This window comes from Saccharothrix saharensis, from assembly GCF_006716745.1.
GTDB classification, from domain to species: Bacteria; Actinomycetota; Actinomycetes; order Mycobacteriales; family Pseudonocardiaceae; genus Actinosynnema; species Actinosynnema saharense.
Genome location: NZ_VFPP01000001.1, coordinates 2,910,490 through 2,932,845 on the forward strand (window position 1 = coordinate 2,910,490; position 22,356 = coordinate 2,932,845).

The 22,356-nt window shown below is 73.2% G+C and carries 17 protein-coding genes; 11 read left to right on the forward strand and 6 right to left on the reverse strand.

All coding sequences use genetic code 11. The annotated features are described in order from the left end of the window. The first annotated feature begins 95 nt into the window (after positions 1-95). From FHX81_RS12020 to FHX81_RS12030, 3 genes are all read left to right on the forward strand, one after another. Positions 96-3,320: a S8 family serine peptidase gene (locus tag FHX81_RS12020; protein ID WP_246107780.1), complete on the forward strand. Its 3,225-nt coding sequence runs from the start codon at positions 96-98 to the stop codon at positions 3,318-3,320. Between the two features lie 267 nt (positions 3,321-3,587). Then, positions 3,588-6,770, forward strand: a complete 3,183-nt coding sequence (locus FHX81_RS12025; RefSeq protein WP_246107781.1) for a S8 family serine peptidase — start codon at positions 3,588-3,590, stop codon at positions 6,768-6,770. 306 nt (positions 6,771-7,076) lie between these two features. Further along, entirely contained in the window at positions 7,077-10,271 is a 3,195-nt protein-coding gene (locus FHX81_RS12030) for a S8 family serine peptidase (protein ID WP_246107782.1), read from the forward strand. A gap of 45 nt (positions 10,272-10,316) precedes the next feature. Here the strand turns inward: FHX81_RS12030 and FHX81_RS12035 are convergent, their stop codons facing one another. Beyond that, on the reverse strand, positions 10,317-10,910 hold the full coding sequence (locus tag FHX81_RS12035; RefSeq protein WP_141977906.1) for a YbaB/EbfC family nucleoid-associated protein: 594 nt from the start codon (positions 10,908-10,910) through the stop codon (positions 10,317-10,319). Between the two features lie 131 nt (positions 10,911-11,041). On the opposite strand from FHX81_RS12035, the gene FHX81_RS40485 reads away from it, so the two are divergent. Genes FHX81_RS40485 through FHX81_RS12045 form a run of 3 tightly spaced genes read left to right on the forward strand, consistent with a single transcriptional unit; the run spans position 11,042 to position 12,812 of the window. Next, positions 11,042-11,392, forward strand: coding sequence for a hypothetical protein (locus FHX81_RS40485; protein WP_170232026.1), 351 nt, complete (start codon positions 11,042-11,044; stop codon positions 11,390-11,392). Beyond that, on the forward strand, positions 11,389-12,213 hold the full coding sequence (locus tag FHX81_RS12040; protein ID WP_170232027.1) for a WXG100 family type VII secretion target: 825 nt from the start codon (positions 11,389-11,391) through the stop codon (positions 12,211-12,213). The genes FHX81_RS40485 and FHX81_RS12040 overlap by 4 nt, the downstream gene beginning before the upstream one ends. After that, positions 12,213-12,812, forward strand: coding sequence for a hypothetical protein (locus FHX81_RS12045; RefSeq protein WP_141977910.1), 600 nt, complete (start codon positions 12,213-12,215; stop codon positions 12,810-12,812). Before FHX81_RS12040 ends, FHX81_RS12045 begins: the two co-directional genes overlap by 1 nt. Here FHX81_RS12045 and hemQ read toward each other — a convergent pair. From hemQ to hemE, 3 genes are read right to left on the reverse strand one after another with little or no spacing between them, the layout of a single operon-like run. Beyond that, a complete protein-coding gene (gene hemQ, locus FHX81_RS12050; protein WP_141977912.1) occupies positions 12,796-13,488 on the reverse strand; it encodes a hydrogen peroxide-dependent heme synthase in 693 nt (230 codons plus the stop codon). The genes FHX81_RS12045 and hemQ overlap by 17 nt on opposite strands. Before the next feature lie 17 nt (positions 13,489-13,505). Further along, on the reverse strand, positions 13,506-14,918 hold the full coding sequence (gene hemG, locus FHX81_RS12055; RefSeq protein ID WP_141977914.1) for a protoporphyrinogen oxidase: 1,413 nt from the start codon (positions 14,916-14,918) through the stop codon (positions 13,506-13,508). Beyond that, positions 14,915-15,967, reverse strand: a complete 1,053-nt coding sequence (hemE, locus tag FHX81_RS12060) for a uroporphyrinogen decarboxylase (protein WP_141977916.1) — start codon at positions 15,965-15,967, stop codon at positions 14,915-14,917. The genes hemG and hemE overlap by 4 nt, the downstream gene beginning before the upstream one ends. A gap of 98 nt (positions 15,968-16,065) precedes the next feature. Between hemE and FHX81_RS12065 the strand changes: the two genes are divergently transcribed. Beyond that, complete coding sequence (locus FHX81_RS12065; protein WP_141977918.1) at positions 16,066-16,602, forward strand: DUF3000 domain-containing protein; 537 nt, start codon at positions 16,066-16,068, stop codon at positions 16,600-16,602. Positions 16,603-16,637: 35 nt separating this feature from the next. Here the strand turns inward: FHX81_RS12065 and FHX81_RS12070 are convergent, their stop codons facing one another. Beyond that, positions 16,638-17,801: a dipeptidase gene (locus tag FHX81_RS12070; protein ID WP_141977920.1), complete on the reverse strand. Its 1,164-nt coding sequence runs from the start codon at positions 17,799-17,801 to the stop codon at positions 16,638-16,640. A gap of 254 nt (positions 17,802-18,055) precedes the next feature. Here FHX81_RS12070 and FHX81_RS12075 point away from each other — a divergent pair, with 254 nt between their 5' ends. Both FHX81_RS12075 and FHX81_RS12080 read left to right on the forward strand, forming a co-directional pair. Next, positions 18,056-18,772 carry a response regulator gene (locus FHX81_RS12075; protein WP_053718177.1) on the forward strand — a complete coding sequence of 239 codons (717 nt, stop codon included), beginning with the start codon at positions 18,056-18,058 and terminating at the stop codon, positions 18,770-18,772. Between the two features lie 67 nt (positions 18,773-18,839). Further along, complete coding sequence (locus tag FHX81_RS12080) at positions 18,840-20,081, forward strand: ribonuclease D (RefSeq protein WP_141977922.1); 1,242 nt, start codon at positions 18,840-18,842, stop codon at positions 20,079-20,081. Between the two features lie 204 nt (positions 20,082-20,285). Here FHX81_RS12080 and FHX81_RS12085 read toward each other — a convergent pair whose 3' ends face one another. Continuing rightward, complete coding sequence (locus FHX81_RS12085) at positions 20,286-20,921, reverse strand: MerR family transcriptional regulator (protein WP_141977924.1); 636 nt, start codon at positions 20,919-20,921, stop codon at positions 20,286-20,288. Between the two features lie 91 nt (positions 20,922-21,012). On the opposite strand from FHX81_RS12085, the gene FHX81_RS12090 reads away from it, so the two are divergent. Both FHX81_RS12090 and FHX81_RS12095 read left to right on the forward strand, forming a co-directional pair. Then, entirely contained in the window at positions 21,013-21,897 is an 885-nt protein-coding gene (locus FHX81_RS12090) for a hypothetical protein (protein WP_141977926.1), read from the forward strand. Next, positions 21,894-22,343, forward strand: coding sequence for an ABA4-like family protein (locus FHX81_RS12095; RefSeq protein WP_141977928.1), 450 nt, complete (start codon positions 21,894-21,896; stop codon positions 22,341-22,343). Before FHX81_RS12090 ends, FHX81_RS12095 begins: the two co-directional genes overlap by 4 nt. Positions 22,344-22,356 lie beyond the last annotated feature (13 nt).

Sequence of the window (22,356 nt, forward strand, 5' to 3'; positions counted from 1 at the left end):
ACGTCACTCCCGGTACCTCCGCCGCCACCGCGGGTAGCCAGCCCTTCCGGCCGCGTTCCGCCATGCGCGGCACCACACCGGGAGGTTCGAGAGAGTTGAAGAGCAAACGTTGGCGTGGCGCGACGTGGGGGGCCGTGCTCGTCGCGGCCGGCCTCACGGCGAGCGGTCCGGGCGTCTCGCGGGCGCAGGACGCCCTGCCCGGGACCGGTGAGCACCACGAGGTCACCCTGATCACCGGCGACAAGGTCGTGCTCCTCGGCGACGAGGTGAGCGCCCTGGTCGCCGCGCCCGGCCGGGAGCGCACGGTGTTCCACAGCTACCGGCGTGACGGCCACCTGCACGTCGTGCCGCGCGACGCGGCGAAAGCCGTCTCGCAGGGCAAGCTGGACCCGAGGCTGTTCGACGTCACGGGTCTGGTCGAGGCGGGCTACGACGACCGCGCCCGCGACACCCTGCCCCTGATCGTGACCGGCGAGCAGGAGCCGGCGACCGCCGGTCTGCGCGTCGGTCACCCGCTGCCCGCGGTCGGCTCGTACGCCGCGCAGGTGGTCAAGTCCGAGGCGTCGGACACCTGGCGCACGCTCGTGTCGAGGGCGAGCGTGCGCAAGGTGTGGTTGGACGGGTTGCGCCAACCGAGCCTGGACCGCTCCACCGCGCAGATCGGCGCGCCGACCGCGTGGCAGGCCGGGCACACCGGCAAGGGCGTCAAAGTGGCCGTGCTGGACACCGGGATCGACCAGGACCACCCGGACCTGGCGGGCCACGAGGTCGCGGAGCGCAACTTCACCGACGACCCGGACAACACCGACGGCGTCGGCCACGGCACGCACGTCGCCGCGACGATCGCGAGTTCCGGCCCGAAGTACCGGGGCGTCGCGCCGGACGCGGACCTGTTGGACGGCAAGGTGTGCGTGCTGACCGGCTGCCAGGAGTCGGCGATCGTGGCGGGCATGCAGTGGGCCGCCGAGCAGGGCGCGGACGTCGTCAACCTCAGCCTGGGCGGCGGTGACACCCCCGAGCTGGACCCGCTGGAGGAAGCGGTGAACACGCTGTCCGCGCGGACCGGCGTGCTGTTCGTGGTCGCGGCCGGCAACAACTCCCGGCCGGAGACGGTCAGCTCACCCGGCAGCGCCGACGCCGCCCTGACCGTGGGCGCGGTGGACCGGCAGGACGGCATCGCGCCGTTCTCCAGCCGGGGCCCCCGCGTCGGCGACGGCGCGGTCAAGCCCGACGTCACCGCGCCGGGCGTGGACGTCGTGGCCGCGAAGTCCAGCAGCGGCACGGTCGGCACACCGGTCGCCGACGGGTACGTGGCCATGTCCGGCACGTCGATGGCGACACCGCACGTGGCGGGCGCGGCGGCCGTGCTCGCGCAGCAGCACCCGGACTGGACGGGCGCGCAGATCAAGGCGGCGCTGGTGGGGTCGGCGAAGAACAACCCGGCGCTCACCGCGTTCGACCAGGGCGCGGGCCGGGTGGACCTGGCCAAGGCCATCACCACCTCGCTCACCGCCGAACCGGCGAGCCTGGCGCTGGGCCTGCAGAAGTGGCCCCACAACGACGACACCCCGGTCTCGAAGAGCGTCACCTACCGCAACGAGGGCACCGCTCCGGTCACGTTGACCCTGGCCGCCGAGGCGAAGGGCCCGGACGGCGGGTCCGCCCCGACCGGCATGGTCGGCGTGTCGCCCGCGAAGCTGACCGTCCCGGCGGGCGGCGAGGCGACCGCGACGGTCACCGCCGACACGCGGCTGGGCACGGCCGACGGCCTGTACGTGGGGACGGTGGCGGCGACCGGCGGTGCGACGCCGCTGCGCACCGCGTTCAGCGTGCACCGGGAGGTGGAGAGCTACGACGTCCGGTTCGACTTCGTGGACGACTCGGGCGCGCCCGCGGCCGACTACTACACGTCGATCATCGGGCTGAGCAACGGCACGTTCGCCTTCCCCTACGACGCCGACGGCTCGTTCACGCTGCGGCTGCCGAAGGGCGACTACTTCACCAACACCGACGTGCAGACCGACGACACCCGGCTGGCGCTGCTGCCCCGGCCCGGCCTGACCGTCACCGCCGACACCACCGTGACGCTGGACGCGCGCACCGCCCGGCCGTTGCGGATCACCGCGCCGGACCCCGGCGCGGAGGAGGCGTTGGGCGACGTCACGATGGCGCGCGCGTTCGGCGACCGGCAGGCCAGCGTGAGCACCGCGTTCCTCGGCGGGTTCGGGCCGAACGTGTCCATCGCGCACGTCGGTCCGGAACTCGCGGCCGGTGACCTGACCGCGTTGCTGGGCGCGCAGTTCCGCGGCACGCCGGACGGTGACAAGCCGGTGACCTACCGGTTCGCCTGGTCGCAGCGGGGGAAGGTGCCGGTCGGGTTCGTCCAGGACGTGGCCGCGACCGACCTGGCCGAGGTGCGCACGACGTTCGGCCCGGGACCGGCGGGCCGCGAGTACGGCCACGGCGGCAACCCGATCGCCGCCGACGGCGTCAGCGGCTGGGCGTGGCTGCCGGACGTGGCCTCGCCGGGTGAGTCGGTCGACCGGGTCACCCCGGACCCGGCGTGGTCGTGGGGCTTCCTGCAGTTCGGCGCGGACGGCGCGGTCGAGGCGACGCTGACCTCGCCGGAACGCCGGTACGAGCGGGGCGCGACGCACCGGGAGCGGTTCAACGACCCGGTGTTCTCCCCCGCGCTGCCCGAGTCGCGCTCGCCGTACCTGGCCCGCAGCGGCGACGAGATCAGCTTCGCCGTGCCGCTGTTCACCGACCGCGCTGGCAACGGCGGCAACGCGGCGGTGTCCTCGGCCCGGACCACGTTGCTGCGCAACGGGACCAGGGTCGGCGAGACGCCGTACGCGGCCAACGGGCTGTTCCCGGTGCCCGCGGGCGCGGCGGCCTACCGGGTGGAGACCGACGCGGTGCGGGCCGCCGGCACGTCGGAGTTCGCCACCCAGGTGAGCGCCGCGTGGACGTTCCGCTCGGACACCACGACCACCGACGAGTACGTGCCGCTGCCGTTGTCGGTGGTGCGGTTCACGCCCGAGCTGGACGCGGGCGGCGCCGCGCCCGGGGGCCAGGCGCTGCGCGTGCCGCTGACCGTGCAGCAGCAGGAGGGCGCGACCAACGGCCGGGTCGACCGGATCGACGTCGAGGTGTCGTTCGACGACGGCACGACCTGGACCGCGGTGCCGGTGTCGGCGAACATCGCCACCATCGCCAACCCGAACACCACCGGGTACGGCTCGGTGCGCGTGCGGGCGACCGACAGCGGCGGAAACGCTCTGGAGCACACCGTGATCCGGGCCTACAAGATCGTTTGATCGTCCTCGGGAGGGAGCGTCCGCGATCGGCGGGCGCCCCCTCCGAGCAACGCCCGTTGGGCTGCCCGGCCGTCCCGAGCGACCCCGTTGAGCCCCTGAATCCGTTCATCCGACTGGATAGCGTCGAGGTGTCGGGGGGCGACTTCATTGATCGGTGCACGCTTTCGTCCGCCTCCCGGTGACGCGCTCAACCAGATTCGGGAGGTATCTGCGTTGAAAACGAGATCACGAAAGCGCGGGGCCGCGTGGGGGGCCGCACTGCTGGCGGTGGGGCTGACCGCGGGCACGGCGACGGCGACCGCAGCGCCCGCACCACCGCTGAGCGGCTCCGACGGAGAACGGCACACCGTCACCCTGATCACCGGTGACCGGGTCGTCGTCGCCGGGCAGCGGCTGCTCTCCGTCACGCCGGGCCCGGACCGGGACGGCATCTCGTTCCACCGGGTCGTGCGCGACGGCCGGCTGCACGTCATCCCGCGCGACGCGGCCCGGCCGCTCGCCGACGGCAAGCTGGACCTGCGCCTGTTCGACGTCACCGGGCTCGTGGACGCGGGCTACGACGACGCGAAGCGCGACACCGTGCCGCTGATCGTCACCGGCGACCAGCCGCGGTCGGCGGGTCTCGAGGTCACCCGCGCGCTGCCCACGATCGGCTCGGTGGCCGCGAAGACCGCGAAGTCCGAGACGGCGGGCACGTACCAGGCCCTGGTGCGCGACCCGGGCGTCAGGAAGATCTGGCTGGACGGCCTGCGCAAGCCCAGCCTGGACAAGTCCGTGGCGCAGATCGGTGCGCCCACCGCGTGGCAGGCCGGGTACACCGGCAAGGGCGTCAAGGTCGCCGTGCTGGACAGCGGCGTCGACCAGACCCACCCCGACCTCGCGGGCCGCGAGGTCCTCGAGCGCAACTTCACCGAGGACCCCGACAACAGCGACCTGGTTGGCCACGGCACGCACGTCGCCGCCACCGTCGCCAGCTCGGGCGCGCGGTACCGGGGCGTCGCGCCGGACGCGCAGATCCTCGACGGCAAGGTGTGCTCGTTGAGCTGCGCCGAGTCGTGGATCGTCGACGGCATGCAGTGGGCCGCCGACCAGGGCGCGGACGTGATCAACATGAGCCTGGGCGGCACGGACACCCCGGACGTCGACCCGCTGGAGCAGGCCATCGAGACGTTGTCGGCGCGGACCGGGACGCTGTTCGTGGTCGCGGCGGGCAACTCGGGCGGTCCCGAGACGCTCAGCTCGCCGGCCAGCGCGGACGCGGCGCTCGCCGTCGGCGCGGTGAACCGGGACGACAGCATCGCGGCGTTCTCCAGCCGCGGTCCGCGCGTCGGCGACGGCGCGCCCCGGCCGGACGTCACCGCGCCCGGCGTGGACATCGTCGCGGCGAAGGCCTCCACCGCCGAGATCGGCACGCCCGTCGGCGAGAACCACGTGGCGGTGTCCGGCACCTCGATGGCCACCCCGCACGTCGCGGGAGCGGCGGCGTTGCTCGCCCAGCAGCACCCCGACTGGACCGGCGCGCAGATCAAGGCCGCGCTCATGGCGTCGGCGAAGAACAACCCGGCGCTGACCGCGTTCGACCAGGGCACCGGCCGCGTCGACCTGGCCAGGGCCATCACCACCACCGTCACCGCCGACCCGCCGTCGCTCGCGCTCGGCCTCCAGCGGTGGCCGCACGACGACGACGAGCCGACCAGCGAGGAGTTCACCGTCCGCAACAGCGGGACCACGCCGGTCACGCTCGACCTGACGATCGACGCCGACGGTCCCGGCGGCGCGCCCGTGCCGGCCGGGGTGTTCACCGTCAGCCCCACGACCGTCACCGTGCCCGCCGGCGGCGAAGCGAAGGCGACCGTCACCGCCGACACCAGGGCGGCGACCGCCGACGGCGGGTACAGCGGCACGGTCGTCGCCTCCGGCGGCGGCGGCGTCGAGCTGCGCGTGCCGGTGGGCGTGAACCGCGAGGTGGAGAGCTACGACGTCACGTTCGAGTTCGTGGACGCGGCGGGCCGGCCCGCGACCGACTACTTCTCGCTCGTCATCGGCCTGGACAACGACAAGTTCCTGCTGCCGAGCGGTGACGGCGGCACGGCCACCGCGCGGCTGCCCGCGGGCGAGTACCTGGTCGTGAACGAGGTGCTGACCGACGGGGTGAAGAGCGCCGTGCTGCCCCAGCCGAGCCTGCGCGTCGGCCGTGACAGCACCAGGGTCGTCGCGGACGCCCGTGCGGCGAAACCGGTCTCCATCACCTTCCCGGACCCGAACGCGCAGCCGCCGACGGGCGACCTGCTGCTCAACCGCAACCGCAACGGTCGACCGCTGGTGGCCATCGGGGGCATCTACGCGGGCGGCTTCGACACCGTGTCGCTCGGGCACCTCGGCCCCGAACTGCCCGCCGAGGACTTCACCCTGATGGTGAACACGCAGGCCGCGGGCACACCGGTCGGCACGACACCGGTCACCTACCGGTTCTCGTGGGTGGAGCACGGGAAGGTGCCGACCGGCTTCGTCCGCGCGCCCGCCAAGCGGGAGCTCGCCGAGGTGCGGTCGGGCTTCGGCCCGGGGTCGACGGCCAAGACCTACGGCTTCGGGGGCTTCCCCGTGCTGCCCAACGGGCTCGGCGGCTTCGGCATCGACACCCCGGTGACCTCACCGGGCCGGTCGATCGACTACGCCACCGCCTCGCCGGGCGTGCAGTGGCTGTGGTCGCTCGCGCAGTTCCAGGACGGCCGGATCGAAGCCCAGCTCGACTCGCCGCAGCGCGTGCTCCGACCCGGGCGCACCCACCGGGAGGAGTTCAACCACCCGGTGTTCGGGCCGGGCGTGCCCGCGTCCCCGTTCCCGTACCTGGCCAGGGCCGGTGACGTCATCGGGATCTCGCTGCCGCTGTTCGGCGACGGGAACGGCAACGCCGGCCGGTCGCTGACGTCGTCGGCGCGGACGACGTTGCGGCGCAACGGGACCGTGGTCGGCGAGACCACCTCGGCGGGCAACGGCCGGTTCACCGTGCCGCCGGGCGCGGCGGACTTCCGCGTCGAGACCGAGGCCGTGCGGTCGCCGGGCGTCTCGGAGTTCACCACGGCCGTCGGCGGCGCGTGGACGTTCCGCTCGGACACCGTGCCGGGCCAGGAGTTCGCGCCGCTGCCGCTGACGACGGTCCGGTTCACCCCGGCGCTCGACGCGCGCGGCACCGCGCCCGCGGGCCGGGTGCTGCGCGTGCCGCTCGTGGTGGAGCAGCAGGACGGCGCGGCCAACGGCCGGGTCCGCGGGGTCGAGGTCGAGGTGTCGTTCGACGACGGCAAGACGTGGCGCGGGGTCCCGGTCGTCGGCGGTGCGGCGCTCGTCCGCAACGCCGACCGCGCGGGCTACGCATCGCTGCGCGCCAAGGGATCCGACAGCAGGGGCAACACGTTCCAGCAGACCGTGATCCGGGCTTACCGGGTCGGCTGAGCGCGGTCGCGTGACGGGAGGGGGCATTCGCTCGGACGGATGCCCCCTCCCCGCTCTTACGACAACGAGTGACTACCAGCCCGCCCAACAGGGTGACGAAATCCCCACCAAGAGACGCTGACCTCACCCTGACGGGTGGATAGCGTCGAGGTCGTTGGGGGGCTTCGACTGTTCCGCCGCACCGCCGCCGCCAGGGCGTCAGCGGCGCCTTCCGACTGCGCGTTTCCGCCGCGCGACAACCGGATTCGGGAGGTATCTGCGTTGACGTCGACATCACGAAGGCGCGGGATCGGGTGGGGAGCCGCCGTGCTCGCCGCCGGGCTCGCGGCAGGCACGGCGACGGGGGTTGCCACCGCGACACCGGAAGACCACGACCGGACGGGCCGGCACGCCGGGGCCGCGGTCACCCTCATCACCGGCGACCGGGTCGTGCTGAACGGCCCCACGTCCGGCTCGTTCCGGGCCGGTCCCGGCCGTGAGCGCGTCACGGTCCACTCGTTCCACCGGGACGGCCACCTGCACGTCGTGCCCGGCGACGCCTACGACGCGGTCGCGAGCGGCAAGCTCGACCTGCGCCTGTTCGACGTGACCGGGCTGGTCGAGGCCGGCTACGACGACGCCAGGCGCGACACGCTGCCGCTCATCATCACCGGCGACCAGCCGCGGACCGGCGTCCACGTCACCCGCGCGCTGCCCACCGTGGGCGCGTTCGCCGCGCGGACACCCAAGTCCGAGGCCGCCACGGCGTTCCACGCCCTGGTGGCCGACCCCGGCGTGGAGAAGGTCTGGCTGGACGGCCTGCGCAAGCCCAGCCTCGACCGCTCCACCGCCCAGATCGGCGCGCCCACGGCGTGGCAGGCCGGGTACACCGGCCAGGGCGTCAAGGTGGCCGTGCTCGACGGCGGCGTGGACGGCGCGCACCCCGACCTGGCCGGCAAGGAGGTCGCCGAGCGGAACTTCACCGAGGACCCCGACGCCACCGACGTCGACGGCCACGGCACGCACGTCGCGTCGACCATCGCCAGCGGCGGCGCCGACTACAGGGGCGTCGCGCCCGACGCGCGCATCCTCGACGGCAAGGTGTGCGTCCGCTACGGCTGCGCCGAGTCGTGGATCCTCGACGGCATGCGGTGGGCCGTCGACCAGGGGGCCGACGTGGTCAACCTGAGCCTGGGCGGCGACGACTCGCCCGCGATCGACCCGCTGGAAGAAGCGGTGAACACGCTGTCCGCGCGGACCGGCACGCTGTTCGTGATCGCCGCGGGCAACTCGGGCCGTCCCGGCACGGTCGGCTCGCCGGGCAGCGCCGACGCCGCCCTGACCGTGGGCGCGGTCGAGCGGGACGACAGCATCGCCTCCTTCTCCAGCCGGGGCCCGCGCGTGGGCGACGGCGCGGTCAAGCCCGACATCACCGCGCCGGGCGTGGACATCGTCGCGGCGAAGGCCGCCACCGGCAGCATCGGCACGCCCGTGGACGACCACCACGTGGCGCTGTCGGGGACGTCCATGGCCACCCCGCACGTCGCGGGCGCGGCCGCGTTGATCGCCCAGCAACACCCGGACTGGACGGGGGCGCAGATCAAGGCCGCGCTCATGGCGTCGGCCAGGAACAACCCGGCGCTCACGCCGTTCGACCAGGGCGCCGGCCGCGTCGACCTGGCCAAGGCCGTCGCCGCCGCGATCACCTCCGACCCGGTCAGCCTGTCGATGGGCCGCCAGCAGTGGCCGCACACCGACGACACCCCGGTCACCAAGGACCTCACCTACCGCAACAGCGGCACGCGAGCGGTCACGTTCGACGTGTCGGTGGAGGCCACGGGCCCCGACGGCGAGCCCGCGCCCACCGGCATGTTCACCGTCAGCCCCACGACCGTCACCGTGCCCGCCGGCGGTGAGGCGAAGGTGGCCGTCACCGCGGACACCAGGGTCGGCGCGGTCGACGGCGCGTTCTCCGGCGCGGTCGTCGCGGGCGACGTGCTGCGCACGCCGGTGAGCGTGGACCGCGAGGTCGAGAGCTACGACGTCACCGCGACGTTCCTCGACGCCGAGGGCAAGGTGCCGACCACCTACGGGGGCGTCCTGATGGGCGTCGACAACGACACGTTCCTGTTCCTGGAGGACGACGGCAACACCGTGACCAGGCGCCTGCCCAAGGGCGAGTACATGGTGCACGCCACCGTGATCACGGGTGACGAAGCGGACGGCCGGGTCGCCATGCTCCCCCGCCCCTCGCTGACGGTCACCGGGACCACCTCGGTCACGTTCGACGCGCGGACCGCCGAGCCGGTGCGGATCACGCCACCGGACGGCACCGCGGTGCCGATGATCGCCGACGTCAACCTCAACCGCTCCTCCGGTGACCACCGCGTCGGGTTCAGCGTCGCCTTCTTCGAAGGCCTGCCCGAGCACCTGACGCTCGCCCAGACCGGTCCGGCACTGCCCGACGACGAGCTCAGCGTCTTCATCGGCTCGCAGTACGAGGCCGCACCGGTCGACGGCGCGCGCGTCAGCTACCGGTTCGCGTGGGCGGAGCAGGGCCGGGTGCCCACCGGGTTCGTCCGGGCGCCCGCCAAGCGCGAGCTGGCCGAGGTGCGGACGAGGTTCGGCCCCGGCCAGGCCGCCGACGAGTTCGCGCACGGTGGCAGCGGGATCGGCCCCGGCGACTCCGGCGGCTGGGCGGTGCTGTTCCCGGTCGAACCGGGCGGTGCGGCGGTCGACTACGTCACCACCGCCGACGTCCGGTGGAGCTGGCAGTTGATCCACGTGCAGGGCGAGTTCGACATCGTCGCGAACTACACCTCGCCCGACCGCTCCTACCGGCCCGGCGAGCGCGGCCGGGAGAGCCTCAACTTCCCCGTGTTCGGGCCCGGCCTGCCCGCGTCCCGGTTCGAGTACCTCGTCCGGTTCGACGACCGGATCCAGGTGGAGGTGCCGCTGCTCAACGACGCCGCGAACAACCTCGGCGGCTCGGCGTACGAGTCCGGGCGCACCGCGCTCTACCGCGACGGGACGAAGATCGGCGAGGTCCCCGAGCCGGGTGGCCGGTTCGCCGTGCCCGCAGGCCTGGCCCGCTACCGGGCGGAGGTGGACTTCGTGCGCCGCCCGGGCATCACCGACCTGAGCACGCGGGTCAGCGGCGCGTGGACGTTCCGCTCGGCCGCCGCGCCCGACGGCGCGGTGCGCAGGCTGCCGATGTCGGTGGTGCGGTTCGCGCCCCGGCTCGACGCGAGCGGCGGCACGCCCGCCGGCCGCCTGCTGCGCATCCCGCTCACCGTCGAGCAGCACCAGGGGGCCGACAACGGCCGGGTGCGCCAGGTGGGGGTCGACGTGTCGTTCGACGACGGCAAGACGTGGCGCGCGGTGCCGGTCGTCGGCGGCGCGGCGCTCGTGCGCAACGCCGGCGAGGCAGGCGGCTACGCCTCGCTGCGCGCCAAGGGCTCCGACAGCAAGGGCAACACGTTCGAGCACTCGGTGATCCGCGCCTACCGGCTCACCGAGTAGGACCGCCGCGGAGGGGTGTCCGACGTCGGACCCCCCTCCGCTCGGTCACCAGGTGTCCTTGCGGAAGATCGAGCCACCCTCGTCCGGGTCGTCGTCCACCGGCGGACGGCGCACGGGAGGCGGCGGCGGTTGCTGCTGGTACGGCTGCGGTGGTGGCGGCTGCGGGTAGTCCCGCACCGGCTGCGCGAACGTCTGCGGCGGCCCGTCCTGCGGCTGCTGGTACCGCGGTTGCTGCTGGTACTGGGGAGGAGGCTGCGGCGGGTACTGCTGCGGCGCGCCGGGCGGCCCCGGCACGACCGGCGGCGTGGGGCCGAGGTCGAGCTCGGTCGGGTCGATCGAGCTGTCCTCCAGCAGCGGCGCGGCCAGTGCCCGCACCTGCTGCGAGGCTTCCGCCGACGCCTGGAACACGAGGTTCAGCAGGGTCGCCGCGAGTTCCCGGCCGTTGCGCAGGGCCCGGTCGTCGATGCGCAGGTCGACGAGCTGGCCGTTGGCCGTCACGGTCGCGGTCAGCAACCCGTCGCCGGACTTCCGGGTCACCCGCAACCCGGCCAGCTGCCCTTGCAGCTCATCGGCCTGCCGCTGCTTCTGCTCGGCGAGCTCGGTGATCCGCGCCAGCTTCTCTTCGAGATCTTCTCGCATCGCGCCCTCGATCCGCTGTACTACTGTCCGGCGCAGGCTAGTGCACCGAACGGCGGCGCAAATCGCGATCCGGTGGAACCGGAGCGGGATCGCGACCGTCGGACTGATCGACAAATCGGGGAGGTGGCGCGATGACGGCGAAGTTCGACGTCAGGCTCGACGGCATCGGGGAGTTCGCGGGCTCGTCGGTCCGCCGCGGCGACCGGTTCGACCAGGTCATGGCCGCGCTGGAGGCCGCGAAGGTCGGCCGCGAGTCGTTCGGCAAGATGCCGTCCAGCGGTGACGTCCACGCGTCCTACGAGGAACGCGTCACCTCGACGATGAACGATCTGAAGGAATGCGCGGAAGCCATGCGCGACATCGCCGAATCGCTGCGCGACACCATGGACGACTACAAGGGCGTCGACGGCGGAATCGGAGAAGTCCTCACAGACATCGTCCAAGGCCTCGAAGGCCTGACGATTCCGAAGGTGGGCGGATGAGTCCCAGCACGACCGTCGAGGTCAACAACAAGATCGAGACCTTCCTCAACGGCTGCCCCGGACCGGTCCAGGGCATCATCCGGCCGTTGCTCACGCCGTTCCTGGAGGCCATCGACTGGGTCGCGGGCGACCCGGACGACCTGATCCGCGCGGCCGACGCGTGGGAGAAGGCGGCCACCGACATCCGCGCGATCGTGTCCGACGAGGCGAGCGCGCGGCAGGCCGTCACCGGCGTGTGGCAGGGCCCGGCCGCGGACAAGTTCAACGGCAGGCTGGCCGAGATCGAGGAGCAGATCGAGCAGCTCGCCCAGAACGTCCAGGACACGTCCGGGATGCTGGTCGAGGCCGCCAAGGGCTGCGTCGACTCGGCGAACCTGATCATCGACCTCGTCATCGACCTGATCATGATGCTGGTGACCGACCTGCTGGTCAGCCTCGCGCTGTCGGTGGTCAGCTTCGGCGCGTCGCTCGCCGCCGGCGCCGCCGCGGCCGCCGCCAAGGCCGCGGCCACCCTCGGCAAGGTCTTCAAGATCGTGAAGAAGCTCGCCGACCTGCTGATGAAGCTGTCGAACCTGCTGCGCAAGCTGGCCGAGGCCGCCAAGGCGTACAAGGCGGGCCTGAAGGCGATCAAGGCGCTGAAGAAGGCCGCGGGCACGTTCAGCAAGGAAGGCATCGCGCTCGGCGTGGCCAAGTCGATCTACACCGCGCCGGTGCGCATCCCGCTCGGCCAGGTGCTGGGCGAGTCGGTGCCGGGTGGACCGGCGGGCGGCCTGTTCAACATGGGCAAGGACGTCTACAACTACGCCACCGACGACGACTGATGCCGTTGGTCGACGACCTGAAGGTGTGGGGGGACGACGCGCGGCGCGCGCTCGCCCCCGGTGAAGCCCTGCTCGCGATCACGTCGGTCGGCGTCGCCTACGGCGCGCGCGGCGGCGCGGAGCCGGACTTCTGGACCACGCCCGCGGGTCGTGCCGTCGACCGGGTCGGCCGGGCGGTGCCGGAACCGAAGGGCTGGGTCGGCAAGGCGCTGGCCGGTGTCGGCGGGGTGGCGTTCGCGTCGCCGTCACTGGACCTGCCGGCCGAGTTCCCGGAGAGCTGGATCGGCGGCCGCACGTGCTACGGCCCGGCCGGGTCGCTCGCCCGGCAGCTGGAAGCGGCCGTGACCGGGCACAGCTTCTTCGCCGTGACGGCGCAGCGGGTCGTCGCCCTGGTCAACGCCGACGACCGGATGACCGTCGCCTGGTCGGCGCCGCGCCACGTCGTGGTGGCGGCCAGGCGCCGTCCCCGGCTGGTCGCGCGGGGACGGTTCGGCCTGGTCTTCGCCGACGGCTCGTGGATCGTGCTCGGCACGTTCGGCGCGCACGTCGGCGGCGCGCACGCCCAGCGCGTCGTCGCCGCCCTTACGGCAGGTTCGTGACCAGCTCGGCGGCCGGGACGCGGGTGCCGGTGTAGAACGGGACCTCCTCGCGCACGTGGCGACGAGCCTCCGTGCCGCGCAGGTGCCGCATGAGGTCCACGATCCGGTGCAGCTCGTCCGCCTCGAACGCCAGCATCCACTCGTAGTCGCCCAGCGCGAACGACGCGACCGTGTTCGCCCGCACGTCCGGGTAGTCCCGCGCCTCCTTGCCGTGGTCGGCGAGCATGCGGCGGCGGTCCTCGTCGGGCAGCAGGTACCACTCGTAGGACCGCACGAACGGGTACACGCACACGTACTTGCGCGCTTCCTCGCCCGCCAGGAACGCCGGGATGTGGCTGCGGTTGAACTCGGCCGGCCGGTGCAGCGCCACCTGGCTCCACACCGGGGTCGACACGCGGCCCACGGCGGTGCGGCGGAACCCGGTGTAGGCCTGCTGGACCTGCTCGATCTCCTCGGCGTGCCACCAGATCATGTAGTCGGCGTCCGCCCGCAGGCCCGCCACGTCGTACACGCCGCGCACCACGACACCCTTGGACTCCAAGCCGTCCAGGTACTCCTGCGCCTCGGACGCGGCCGGGCCGCGGTCGTCGGGCAGGCGACCGGGCTCCACGCGGAAGACCGACCACATGGTGTAGCGGATGGTGTCGTTGAGTTCGGTGTAGTTCAGGCGGGACATGGACCCCATCCTCTCACTCAGTGGACGTGGGCGAGGACGTGAGCGGCGACACGGGCGGCCGCGGCGCCACCGGTGGCGATGCAGGCGGGGATGCCGACGCCGTGCAGCGTCGCGCCCGCCACGGCCAGGCCCGGCACGGCCTCGACGGCGTCCTCGATGCCCCGCACGAGGTCCAGGTGGCCCACGCCGTACTGCGGCAGGCCGCCGCCCCAGCGGGTGACCAGGGTGTCGATCGGCTCGGCCGTGACGCCGGTCAACTCGCGCAGGTCGCGCCGGACGGCGGCGACCAGGTCGTCGTCGTCGCGCTGGAGCAGGTGCGCCTCGCCGTGCCGGCCGACGCTGCCGCGCACCAGCACCGGCTCACCGGCGAGGTGCGCCCACTTGCGGCTGGAGAAGGTGAACGCCTTCGCGGTGAACGGCACGCCGTCCGAGGCGCGTTCGCCCTCGGCCAGCAGCACGCCGGACCGCTCGGGCAGCTCCGTGCCGGGCGGCAGGGCCAGCGCCACCACCGCCATGGACGCCACCTCGACCTCGGCGTAGCGGCGGGACGCGGCGGGCGCGACGTCGGCGAGCAGCTTGCGCGCGGCGGGCGCGGGCACGGCGAGCACCACGCCGTCCACGTCCAGGTGTCGGGGCGCGGCGGCGGAGCCGATCTCCAGCCGCCAGCCGTGCTCGCGGCGCAGCAGGGCGCGCACCGGCAGGCCGAGCCTGATCTCGGCGGCCCGCGCCAGCCGGGCCACCACGGTCGACAGGCCGTCGCGCAGCGTGCCGAACACCGGCGGTCGGGCGACGCCCGGTCGGGGTGGCGCGGGGACGGCGCTCGCGGCGGCGGCCAGCAGCGACCCGGCGCCGGAGTCCAGGGCGGTGGCCAGTTGGGGCATGGTCGCGCGCAGCCCGAGCACGTCGGTGCGGCCCGCGTAGACACCGCCCAGCAGCGGCCCGACCAGGCGGTCGCCCACCTCGGGCCCGAACCGCTCGCGCAGCAGCGCGCCCACGGCCACGTCCGCGCCGTCCAGCCGGATCGGCGGCAGGTCGGGTTCGGCGGCGACCCGGCGCAGGCCGTCGTGCGACAGCACGTCGCGCACCGCGTCAACCGACGCGGGGACGCCCATCAGGGTGCGCCCGGGGATCGACCGGGTGTCGCCGGCGGCGTGGATGCTCGCCGCGGCCTTCGTCGGGTGGACCACCCGGTCGGCCAGGCCGAGCTCGGCGACCAGGTCCACGGCCTCGGGGCGGCGGTGCAGGAACGCCTCCGCGCCCACGTCGTAGGCGCGCCCGCCGACCTCGGCCGTGCGCAGCTTCCCGCCCAGCCGGTCGGACTGCTCGACCACGGTGATCGCGGCGGCCGGCCCGAGCAGGCCCCGCAGCCGGTGCGCGGCGGCGAGGCCGGAGATGCCGCCCCCGACCACCGCCACTCGCGGCGCCCTCATGCGGACCGGTGCACCAGCTCGACGGCCCGGGTGATCGCGTCCGGGTCGGTGTCGGGCAGCACGCCGTGGCCCAGGTTGAAGATGTGCCCGGCGGCGGCGCGGCCCTCGAGCTTGATCCGCTCGACCTCCCGTTCCAGCGCGGGCAGGCCCGCGAACAGCAGCGCCGGGTCGAGGTTGCCCTGGACGACCGGCTTGGGCAGGTGCGGCGCGGCCTGCTCCAGCCGCCGGACCGCGACGTCCAGCGGGGTGCGCCAGTCGACGCCGACCACGTCCGCGCCGGCTTCGCGCATCGCGGGCAGCAGCTCGGACGTGCCCACGCCGAAGTGGATGCGCGGCACGCCGCTGACGCCCTGCAGCACCCTCGTCGAGTGCGGCAGCACGAACTCGCGGTAGTCGCGCTCGGACAGCGCGCCCGCCCACGAGTCGAAGAGCTGGACCGCCTTCACGCCCGCGCGCACCTGCACGCGCAGGAACTCGGCGGTGATGCCCGCCAGCCGGTCCAGCAGCGCGTGCCACAGGTCCGGGTCGCCGTGCATGAGCGCCTTGGTGCGCTCGTGGTGCTTGCTCGGGCCGCCCTCGACCAGGTAGGAGGCCAGGGTGAACGGCGCGCCCGCGAACCCGATCAGCGGCACGTCGCCGAGCTCGGCGTTGAGCAGCGCGATGGCGTCGGCCACCGGCCGCACCTGCTCCTCGTGCAGCTCGGGGATGGCCCGCACGTCGGCGGCCGTCTGGACCGGCTTGGCCACCACCGGCCCGGTGCCGGGCACGATGTCCAGGTCCACACCGGCGGCCTTGAGCGGCACGACGATGTCGGAGAACAGGATCGCGCCGTCCACGTCGTGGCGGCGCACCGGCTGCAGGGTGATCTCGCAGACCATGTCCGGGTCCATGCAGGCGTCCAGCATGGCGGTGCCCTCGCGCAGCTTGCGGTACTCCGGCAGGGAGCGGCCCGCCTGGCGCATGAACCAGACCGGCGTGCGTGACGGCGTGCCGCCGCGTGCGGCGACGAGCAGCGGGGCTTCGGTGATGTCGTTCATCTCGCCGTCCATCGTCCCACGGGCTGGGCGGCGGGCGTCTTCGGCCGGCGTCCGCCGGGCCCGGCGTGCCGCGCTCACGTTCCGGGGTTCCGGGGCCTACAGTCCGTGGTGTGACGGAGCCCGAACTGTTCCAGCGGGCGGTGGCGACGCTCCGGTCGGTGCGCACCCGACCCGAGCTGGAGTTGACCGAGGTGCGCCCGCCGCAGCGGCTGGCGCCGTGGTCCTTCGCGCTGACCGCGGAGGTGACCGGGCCCGCCGACGAGCTGTCCACGGGACGGCTCGTGCTGCTGCACGACCCGGACGGGGTCGAGGCGTGGTCGGGGGTGTTCCGGCTGGTCGCCTACGTGCGGGTGGAGCTGGACGCGGAACTGGCCGCGGACCCGCTGCTGCCCGAGGTGGGCTGGTCGTGGCTGGTGGAGGCGCTGGAGGTGGCGGGGGCGGGGTTCGTGGCGCTGGGCGGCACGGTCACCCAGACGTCGTCGGCGAGGTTCGGCGACATAGCCGGCCCGGCCCGCACGGACGACCTGGAACTGCGCGCCTCGTGGACCGCGCGGACCGCCGACCTGGCCGCGCACGGCACCGCGTTCTTCGACGTCATGGCCACCGCCGTGGGCCTGCCCCCGGTGGGCGTGTCGACCTTGCGCTGACCGGCGCGTTCCCCGGGACCGCACCGGGGCGGCGCTCAGTCGTTGGCGCGCAGCACGCGCAGGGCGTTGAGGCCGGCCAGCTTGGCGCAGTCGTCCTCGCTCCACCCCCGGTCCAGCAGGGTGCCGATCAGGTCCGGGTAGCAGGAGACGTCCTCCAGCCCCTCGGGCAGGGCGCGGGTGCCGTCGTAGTCGCCACCGAGGCCGATGTGGTCGATGCCGGCCACCTCGCGGGCGTGCTCCAGGTGGGCGATGACGTCGTCCATCGTCACGCGGGGCGTCGGGCCGCCCTCGGTCCAGGAGTCGGCGAACCGGTGGCGGGCGTCCAGGTCGTTGTGGTTCTCCCCCGCGGCCCGCATCGCGTCCTTCAGCCGGGCGTCCCACTCGACGTGCGCCTGCGACACGAACTGCGGCACGAAGGTCACCATGCACACGCCGTCGTTGTCCCGGAGCCGGGCCAGCACGTCGTCGGGCACGTTGCGCGGGTGGTCGGCGACCGCGCGGCACGACGAGTGGCTGAACACGACCGGCCGGGTGGAGACCTCCAGCGCGTCGCGCATGGTCGACGGCGCCACGTGCGACAGGTCGACCAGCATGCCGATGCGGTTCATCTCGCGGACCACGTCCCGGCCGAAGTCGGTCAGCCCGCCGTGCACCGGCTCGTCGGTCGCCGAGTCGGCCCACGGGGTGTTCTCGTTGTGGGTGAGCGTCATGTAGCGCACGCCGAGCCGCCTCAACGCCCGCAGGACGCCCAGCGAGCCGTTGATGCCGTGTCCGCCCTCCGCGCCGATCAGGGAGGCTATCCGCCCGTCCCGGAAGGCCCGTTCGGCCTCGTCGGCGGTGGTCGCGATGCGCAGGTGCCCCGGGTAGCGCGCGGCGAGGTCGTGCACCAGGTCGACCTGCTCCAGCACGGCGGTGACGGCTGCGTCGCCCGCCAACCGGCAGGGGACCCAGACGGACCAGAACTGCATCCCCAACCGGCCCTCGCGGGCCCGGGCCAGGTCGGTCTGGAGCGCGGGCTGCCGGACGGTCAGGTCCACGGTCGAGACGGACGAAACGGGGTCACCGGCCGTTGACTTTTCACCGAATTGCTTCCCGGAGACGAGGTCGCGCAGCGCCCACGGGAGGTCGTTGTGCCCGTCGACGAGGGGCGCGCGGGCCAGCAGTTCCTCGGCCCGGCCTCGACCTGTGGTGCTCGCCACCCGCAACTCCTTGATGTCGTCGTGAGAACCGCTCGCGTTACGCCCCCGATCGAGTTGTCAGCCGATCGTGTGACAACAGGGGCCATCAGTGACAACTCATTCGGGATAGATACCCGATTGATCGTCCCGTAGACCCGCTTGGGCGGCTACGCTGCCCCAGACGACACCACTTTCGGTCGATCAGTGGCGCGGCTGATTGGACGAAAGTCCCGGTGCCGGTCGGGGGGCACGACCGACTCCAGGGAGGTAGTGACGTGGCTGCCGTCGGCTTAGGTCAGGCCGTTCGTACCACGCCAGCCGGCACGTTGCCGGCGAACATGGTCCCGCACCCGCGGGAGGAGCTTTTTTCAGTGCTGGTGGTCGACGACCACCCACTGCTGAGGGAGGCGATATCGGCTCGGCTCACCCAGATGGGAGCCGGGACAGTGCATGAGGCGGCTTCGGTCGCGGAGGCTCGGGCGCGGGCACTCGCCACCGGACCGTGCGACCTCGCGATCCTCGATCTGGGTCTGCCGGATGGCACCGGCATCGACCTGGTCACGGAACTCCGTGCCCAGGGCTGGCCCCGCATCGTGGTCCTCGCGTCCTCCGACGACCCCTACGCGGTCAGGTCGGCCTTCCAGGCAGGCGCTCAGGCGTACCTGCTGAAGTCCGCCTCGCCGATGGTGGTCACCGACGGGGTGCGCAGGGTCCTCGACGGCGGCGTCTACGCAGATCCGAGCGTTGCGCCCGTGCTCGCCGCGGGCACGAGGGTGCCGGGCACCGACAACACGCCGCGGGAGCTCTCCGCGCGTGAGGTCGAGGTCCTCCAGCTGGTCGCCGATGGCCAGAGCAACAAGGAGATCGGCGAAGCGCTCAGCCTTTCCGCGCTCACGGTGAAGTCCCACCTGTCGCGGATCGGGCGCAAGCTGGGCACCGGGGATCGGGCTCAGATGGTGGCGCTGGCCATGCGTGCCGGCGTGATCCGCTGAGCAGGTCGGCACACTGAACCGGCCGAACACACCCGCGAGTGGTGCGTTCGTCGTAGGGTCTTCCGCCGTGGACGTACCCTCCGACGAGCCAACCGAACCAACCGGTGCTGATCCGGTGCCGCTGGTGGAACCCGCTGACGGCGTTCCGCCTGTCGTCGCCGACGCACCGTCGCTCCGGCGTGCCGCTGATGCGCTCGCCGGAGCGACGGGTCCGGTTGCGGTGGACACCGAGCGAGCCTCGGGATACCGCTACTCGCAGCGCGCTTACCTGGTGCAACTGCGCCGGGAAGGTGCCGGGACCGTGCTGGTCGACCCGATCGCCCTGGGCGGTCGGCTCGATCCGCTGGTCGAGGCGCTGGACGGGACCGAGTGGGTGTTGCACGCGGCGTCGCAAGACCTGCCGTGCCTCGCCGAACTCGGCCTGCGTCCGAGCGCGTTGTTCGACACCGAGCTGGCGGGCAGGCTGGCCGGGTTCGAGCGGGTGGCGCTGGGCACGCTCGTCGAGCGGCTGTTGGGCTACCGGTTGGAGAAGGGGCACGGTGCGGCCGACTGGTCGCGCCGCCCCCTTCCCGCCGACTGGCTGAACTACGCCGCCCTCGACGTCGAACTGCTGGTCGAGCTGCGTGACGTGCTCGAGCAGGAGCTCAAGCGGCAGGGGAAGCTGGAGTGGGCGCTCGAGGAGTTCGAGGCGGCCCGCACGGCTCCCTTGCCGCGTCCGCGCGCGGAACCGTGGCGCCGCACGTCGGGCATCCACCGCATCCGCAGCCCCCGGCAGTTGGCCGCGGTGCGGTCGCTGTGGGAGGCGCGCGACGCGCTGGCCCGTGAGCGCGACATCGCGCCGGGCCGGGTGCTGCCGGACGCCGCGCTGGTCGACGCCGCCGTGAAGAACCCCGCCGACGAGGCCGCGCTGCTGGCGCTGCCGGTGTTCCGCGGTCGGGCGCAACGGCGCATGGTCGGCGTGTGGCTGGGTGCGTTGCAGCGCGCCGCCGCACTGCCCCGGGCCGAGCTGCCGGAGCCGTCACAGCAGCACGACGGCCCGCCGCCCGCGAACCGCTGGGCCGACAAGGACCCGGCCGCCGCGGCCCGCCTGGCCGCGGCCAGGACCGCGCTGGCAGCCGTCGCCGAGGCGAACAACCTGCCGGTGGAGAACCTGCTGCTGCCCGACCTCGTGCGCCGCACGTGCTGGCAGCCGCCGGCCGACGTCTCCCCCGAGGGCGTGTCCGCCGCACTGCGCGAGGGCGGCGCGCGCAACTGGCAGGTCGCCCTGACCGCCGTCCCCCTCTCCACCGCCCTGACCACCCCCACCTAACCCGAGTGTCGAACCCTCGGGTCCCGAGTGTCGAACCCCCAGGTCCCGAGAGTCCTACGTTCAGGACCCCTGAGATCAACGCTCAGGTCCGTCGACCCCGGTCCTGAACGTTGCACTCAGGGGTCCTGAGTGTTCGACACACGGGACCTGAGTGTTCGACTCACGAGGCCTGAGTGTTCGACACTCGGGACCTGAGTGTTCGACTCACGGGCAGGGGTGGTTGGTGGCGGCCTGGTGCGTGCCGGACAGCTCGCGGCGGGCCAGCGCGCGGACGGCCGCCATCGCCGCGTCACCCAGCACGGTCCCCACTACGACGCCCTCCAGCGCCTCGTCCTTGGTCCCCGCGCTCAGCGCGTAACCCAGGTCGGCCTCGGCCAGCGGCCGGGCCGCGTCGGCGAACCCGTCGAGCAGGTCCGCGAACCGCTCGTGCCCGACCTCCCGCGCCGTCGCCAGCACGCCCACCAGCGCCTTGTACGCGTACGACGTGGGCCGGCACACCCAGCCCTGCCGCTCCAGGAACGCGGCCACCTGCGCGTGCGCCACCTCGTCGTCCGCACCGAGGTCCGGCGGCGCGACCGCGGCGGAGATCGTGCCCATCGCCTTGTGCAACGACTTCTCCGGGTCGTCCAACGCGCCGAGCACCTCCCGCACGGCCGCGATCGACAACCCGCCCAGCTCGACCATGGCCCGCACGAGCCGCAGCCGGTGCAGGTGGTCGTCGGAGTACCTGGCCTGGTTGGGGCTGGTCAGCTCACCGGCGGGCAGCAGCCCTTCCCGCAGGTAGTACTTGATCGTCGCCACGGGCACGCCGCTGCGACGGCTCAACTCGGCGATGCGCACGGACCAACGCCCCTTCCTGAGACGACCCTCAGCATGGATACTGTAACTATCCGATAGTAGAAAGTGCCGCTATCCATACTAGGAGTCGTCCATGACCCGCTTCCTGCGCCTGCATCCGCCGCTGATGCTGTTCTCCCTGCTCATGGCCGCCTTGACGGTGGTCTCACTCGGCGGCCTGATCGTCGACGACCGGATTCTGGTCGGGTCGCCGATCTGGTTCAAGCCGTTCAAGTTCGCCGTCTCACTCTGCCTGTACGGCGTCACGCTCGCCTGGATGCTCACCCTCACCACCCGCCTGCGCCGGACCGGCTGGTGGGCGGGCGCGGTCATCGCGCTCGCCGGCACCGCCGAGATGGTCGTCGTCGTGGGCCAGGTCCTGCGCGGCAGGCGCAGCCACTTCAACGTCGCCACCCCGTTGGACGACCTGCTGTGGGGCGTCATGACCTACAGCATCCTCATCCTCTGGATCATGCACGCGGTGATCGCCGTGGCGCTGGCCCACACCCGGTTCGAGAACCGCGCCACGGGTCTCGCGATCAGGCTCGGCCTGGCCCTGTCCCTGGTGGGCCTCGCCCTCGGCACCCTGATGACGTCCCCCGCGCCCGGCCAGGACGACGACGGCGGGATCGTGGGCGCGCACAGCGTCGGCGCGCCCGACGGCGGCCCGGAGATGGCGTTGACCGGCTGGAACACCGAGGTCGGCGACCTGCGCGTGCCGCACTTCGTCGGCATCCACGCCCTCCAGGTCATCCCCCTGCTCGTCGCGCTGTTCGGCCGTCGCGCGACCCCGGGCCTCACCTGGGGCCTCACGATCGGTTACGCCGGCCTGATGGCCCTGGTGACGTGGCAGGCGTTGCGCGGCCAGCCGCTGCTGCGCCCGGACCTGCTCACCGCGCTGGGCGCCCTGGCCGTCGTCACCTGGACCGCCGCGGTCGTCGCGCGGACCCTCACCGCGAAGGAGGCCGTGTCCGCGTGACCGGAGTGCTGTTCGAGATCACGTTCTGGCTCACCGTCCCGTTCTGGGGCCTGATGATCTTCGCGCCGAAGTCCCGACTCACGGCCAGGACCGTGTCGTCGCCGCTGATCGCGGTGCCGCCGCTGGCCGTCTACGCGGTGCTGGTCGCCGGGCACCTGCCCGAGTTGTGGGCGACGATGAGCAGTCCGAACCTGGACGCGCTCCGGGAGTTCCTGGCCACGGCCTCGGGCGCCTCGGCGATCTGGGCGCAGGTGATCGCGTGGGACCTGCTGATCGGCGCGTGGATGTACCGGGAGGGCCGCCGCCTGGGGCTGCACCCGGTGCTCATGGGCCCGCTGCTGGTGCTGACGATCGTCCTGTCCCCGTTCGGGTTCGGGCTGTTCCTGGCCGTCCGGGCGCGCTGTGACCGAGCGAACAGGGCGACCTCGGTGGTTACCGGCCAGTAACAGGGGCTAGAGT

What these genes read in the sequence shown, in the direction of transcription:
- FHX81_RS12035 (WP_141977906.1), bottom strand. Translation starts at nt 10,910, where the DNA reads ATGCGAGAAGATCTCGAAGAGAAGCTGGCGCGGATCACCGAGCTCGCC.
- FHX81_RS40485 (WP_170232026.1), top strand. Translation starts at nt 11,042, where the DNA reads ATGACGGCGAAGTTCGACGTCAGGCTCGACGGCATCGGGGAGTTCGCG.
- FHX81_RS12040 (WP_170232027.1), top strand. Translation starts at nt 11,389, where the DNA reads ATGAGTCCCAGCACGACCGTCGAGGTCAACAACAAGATCGAGACCTTC.
- FHX81_RS12045 (WP_141977910.1), top strand. Translation starts at nt 12,213, where the DNA reads ATGCCGTTGGTCGACGACCTGAAGGTGTGGGGGGACGACGCGCGGCGC.
- hemQ (WP_141977912.1), bottom strand. Translation starts at nt 13,488, where the DNA reads ATGTCCCGCCTGAACTACACCGAACTCAACGACACCATCCGCTACACC.
- hemG (WP_141977914.1), bottom strand. Translation starts at nt 14,918, where the DNA reads ATGAGGGCGCCGCGAGTGGCGGTGGTCGGGGGCGGCATCTCCGGCCTC.
- hemE (WP_141977916.1), bottom strand. Translation starts at nt 15,967, where the DNA reads ATGGACGGCGAGATGAACGACATCACCGAAGCCCCGCTGCTCGTCGCC.
- FHX81_RS12090 (WP_141977926.1), top strand. Translation starts at nt 21,013, where the DNA reads ATGACCCGCTTCCTGCGCCTGCATCCGCCGCTGATGCTGTTCTCCCTG.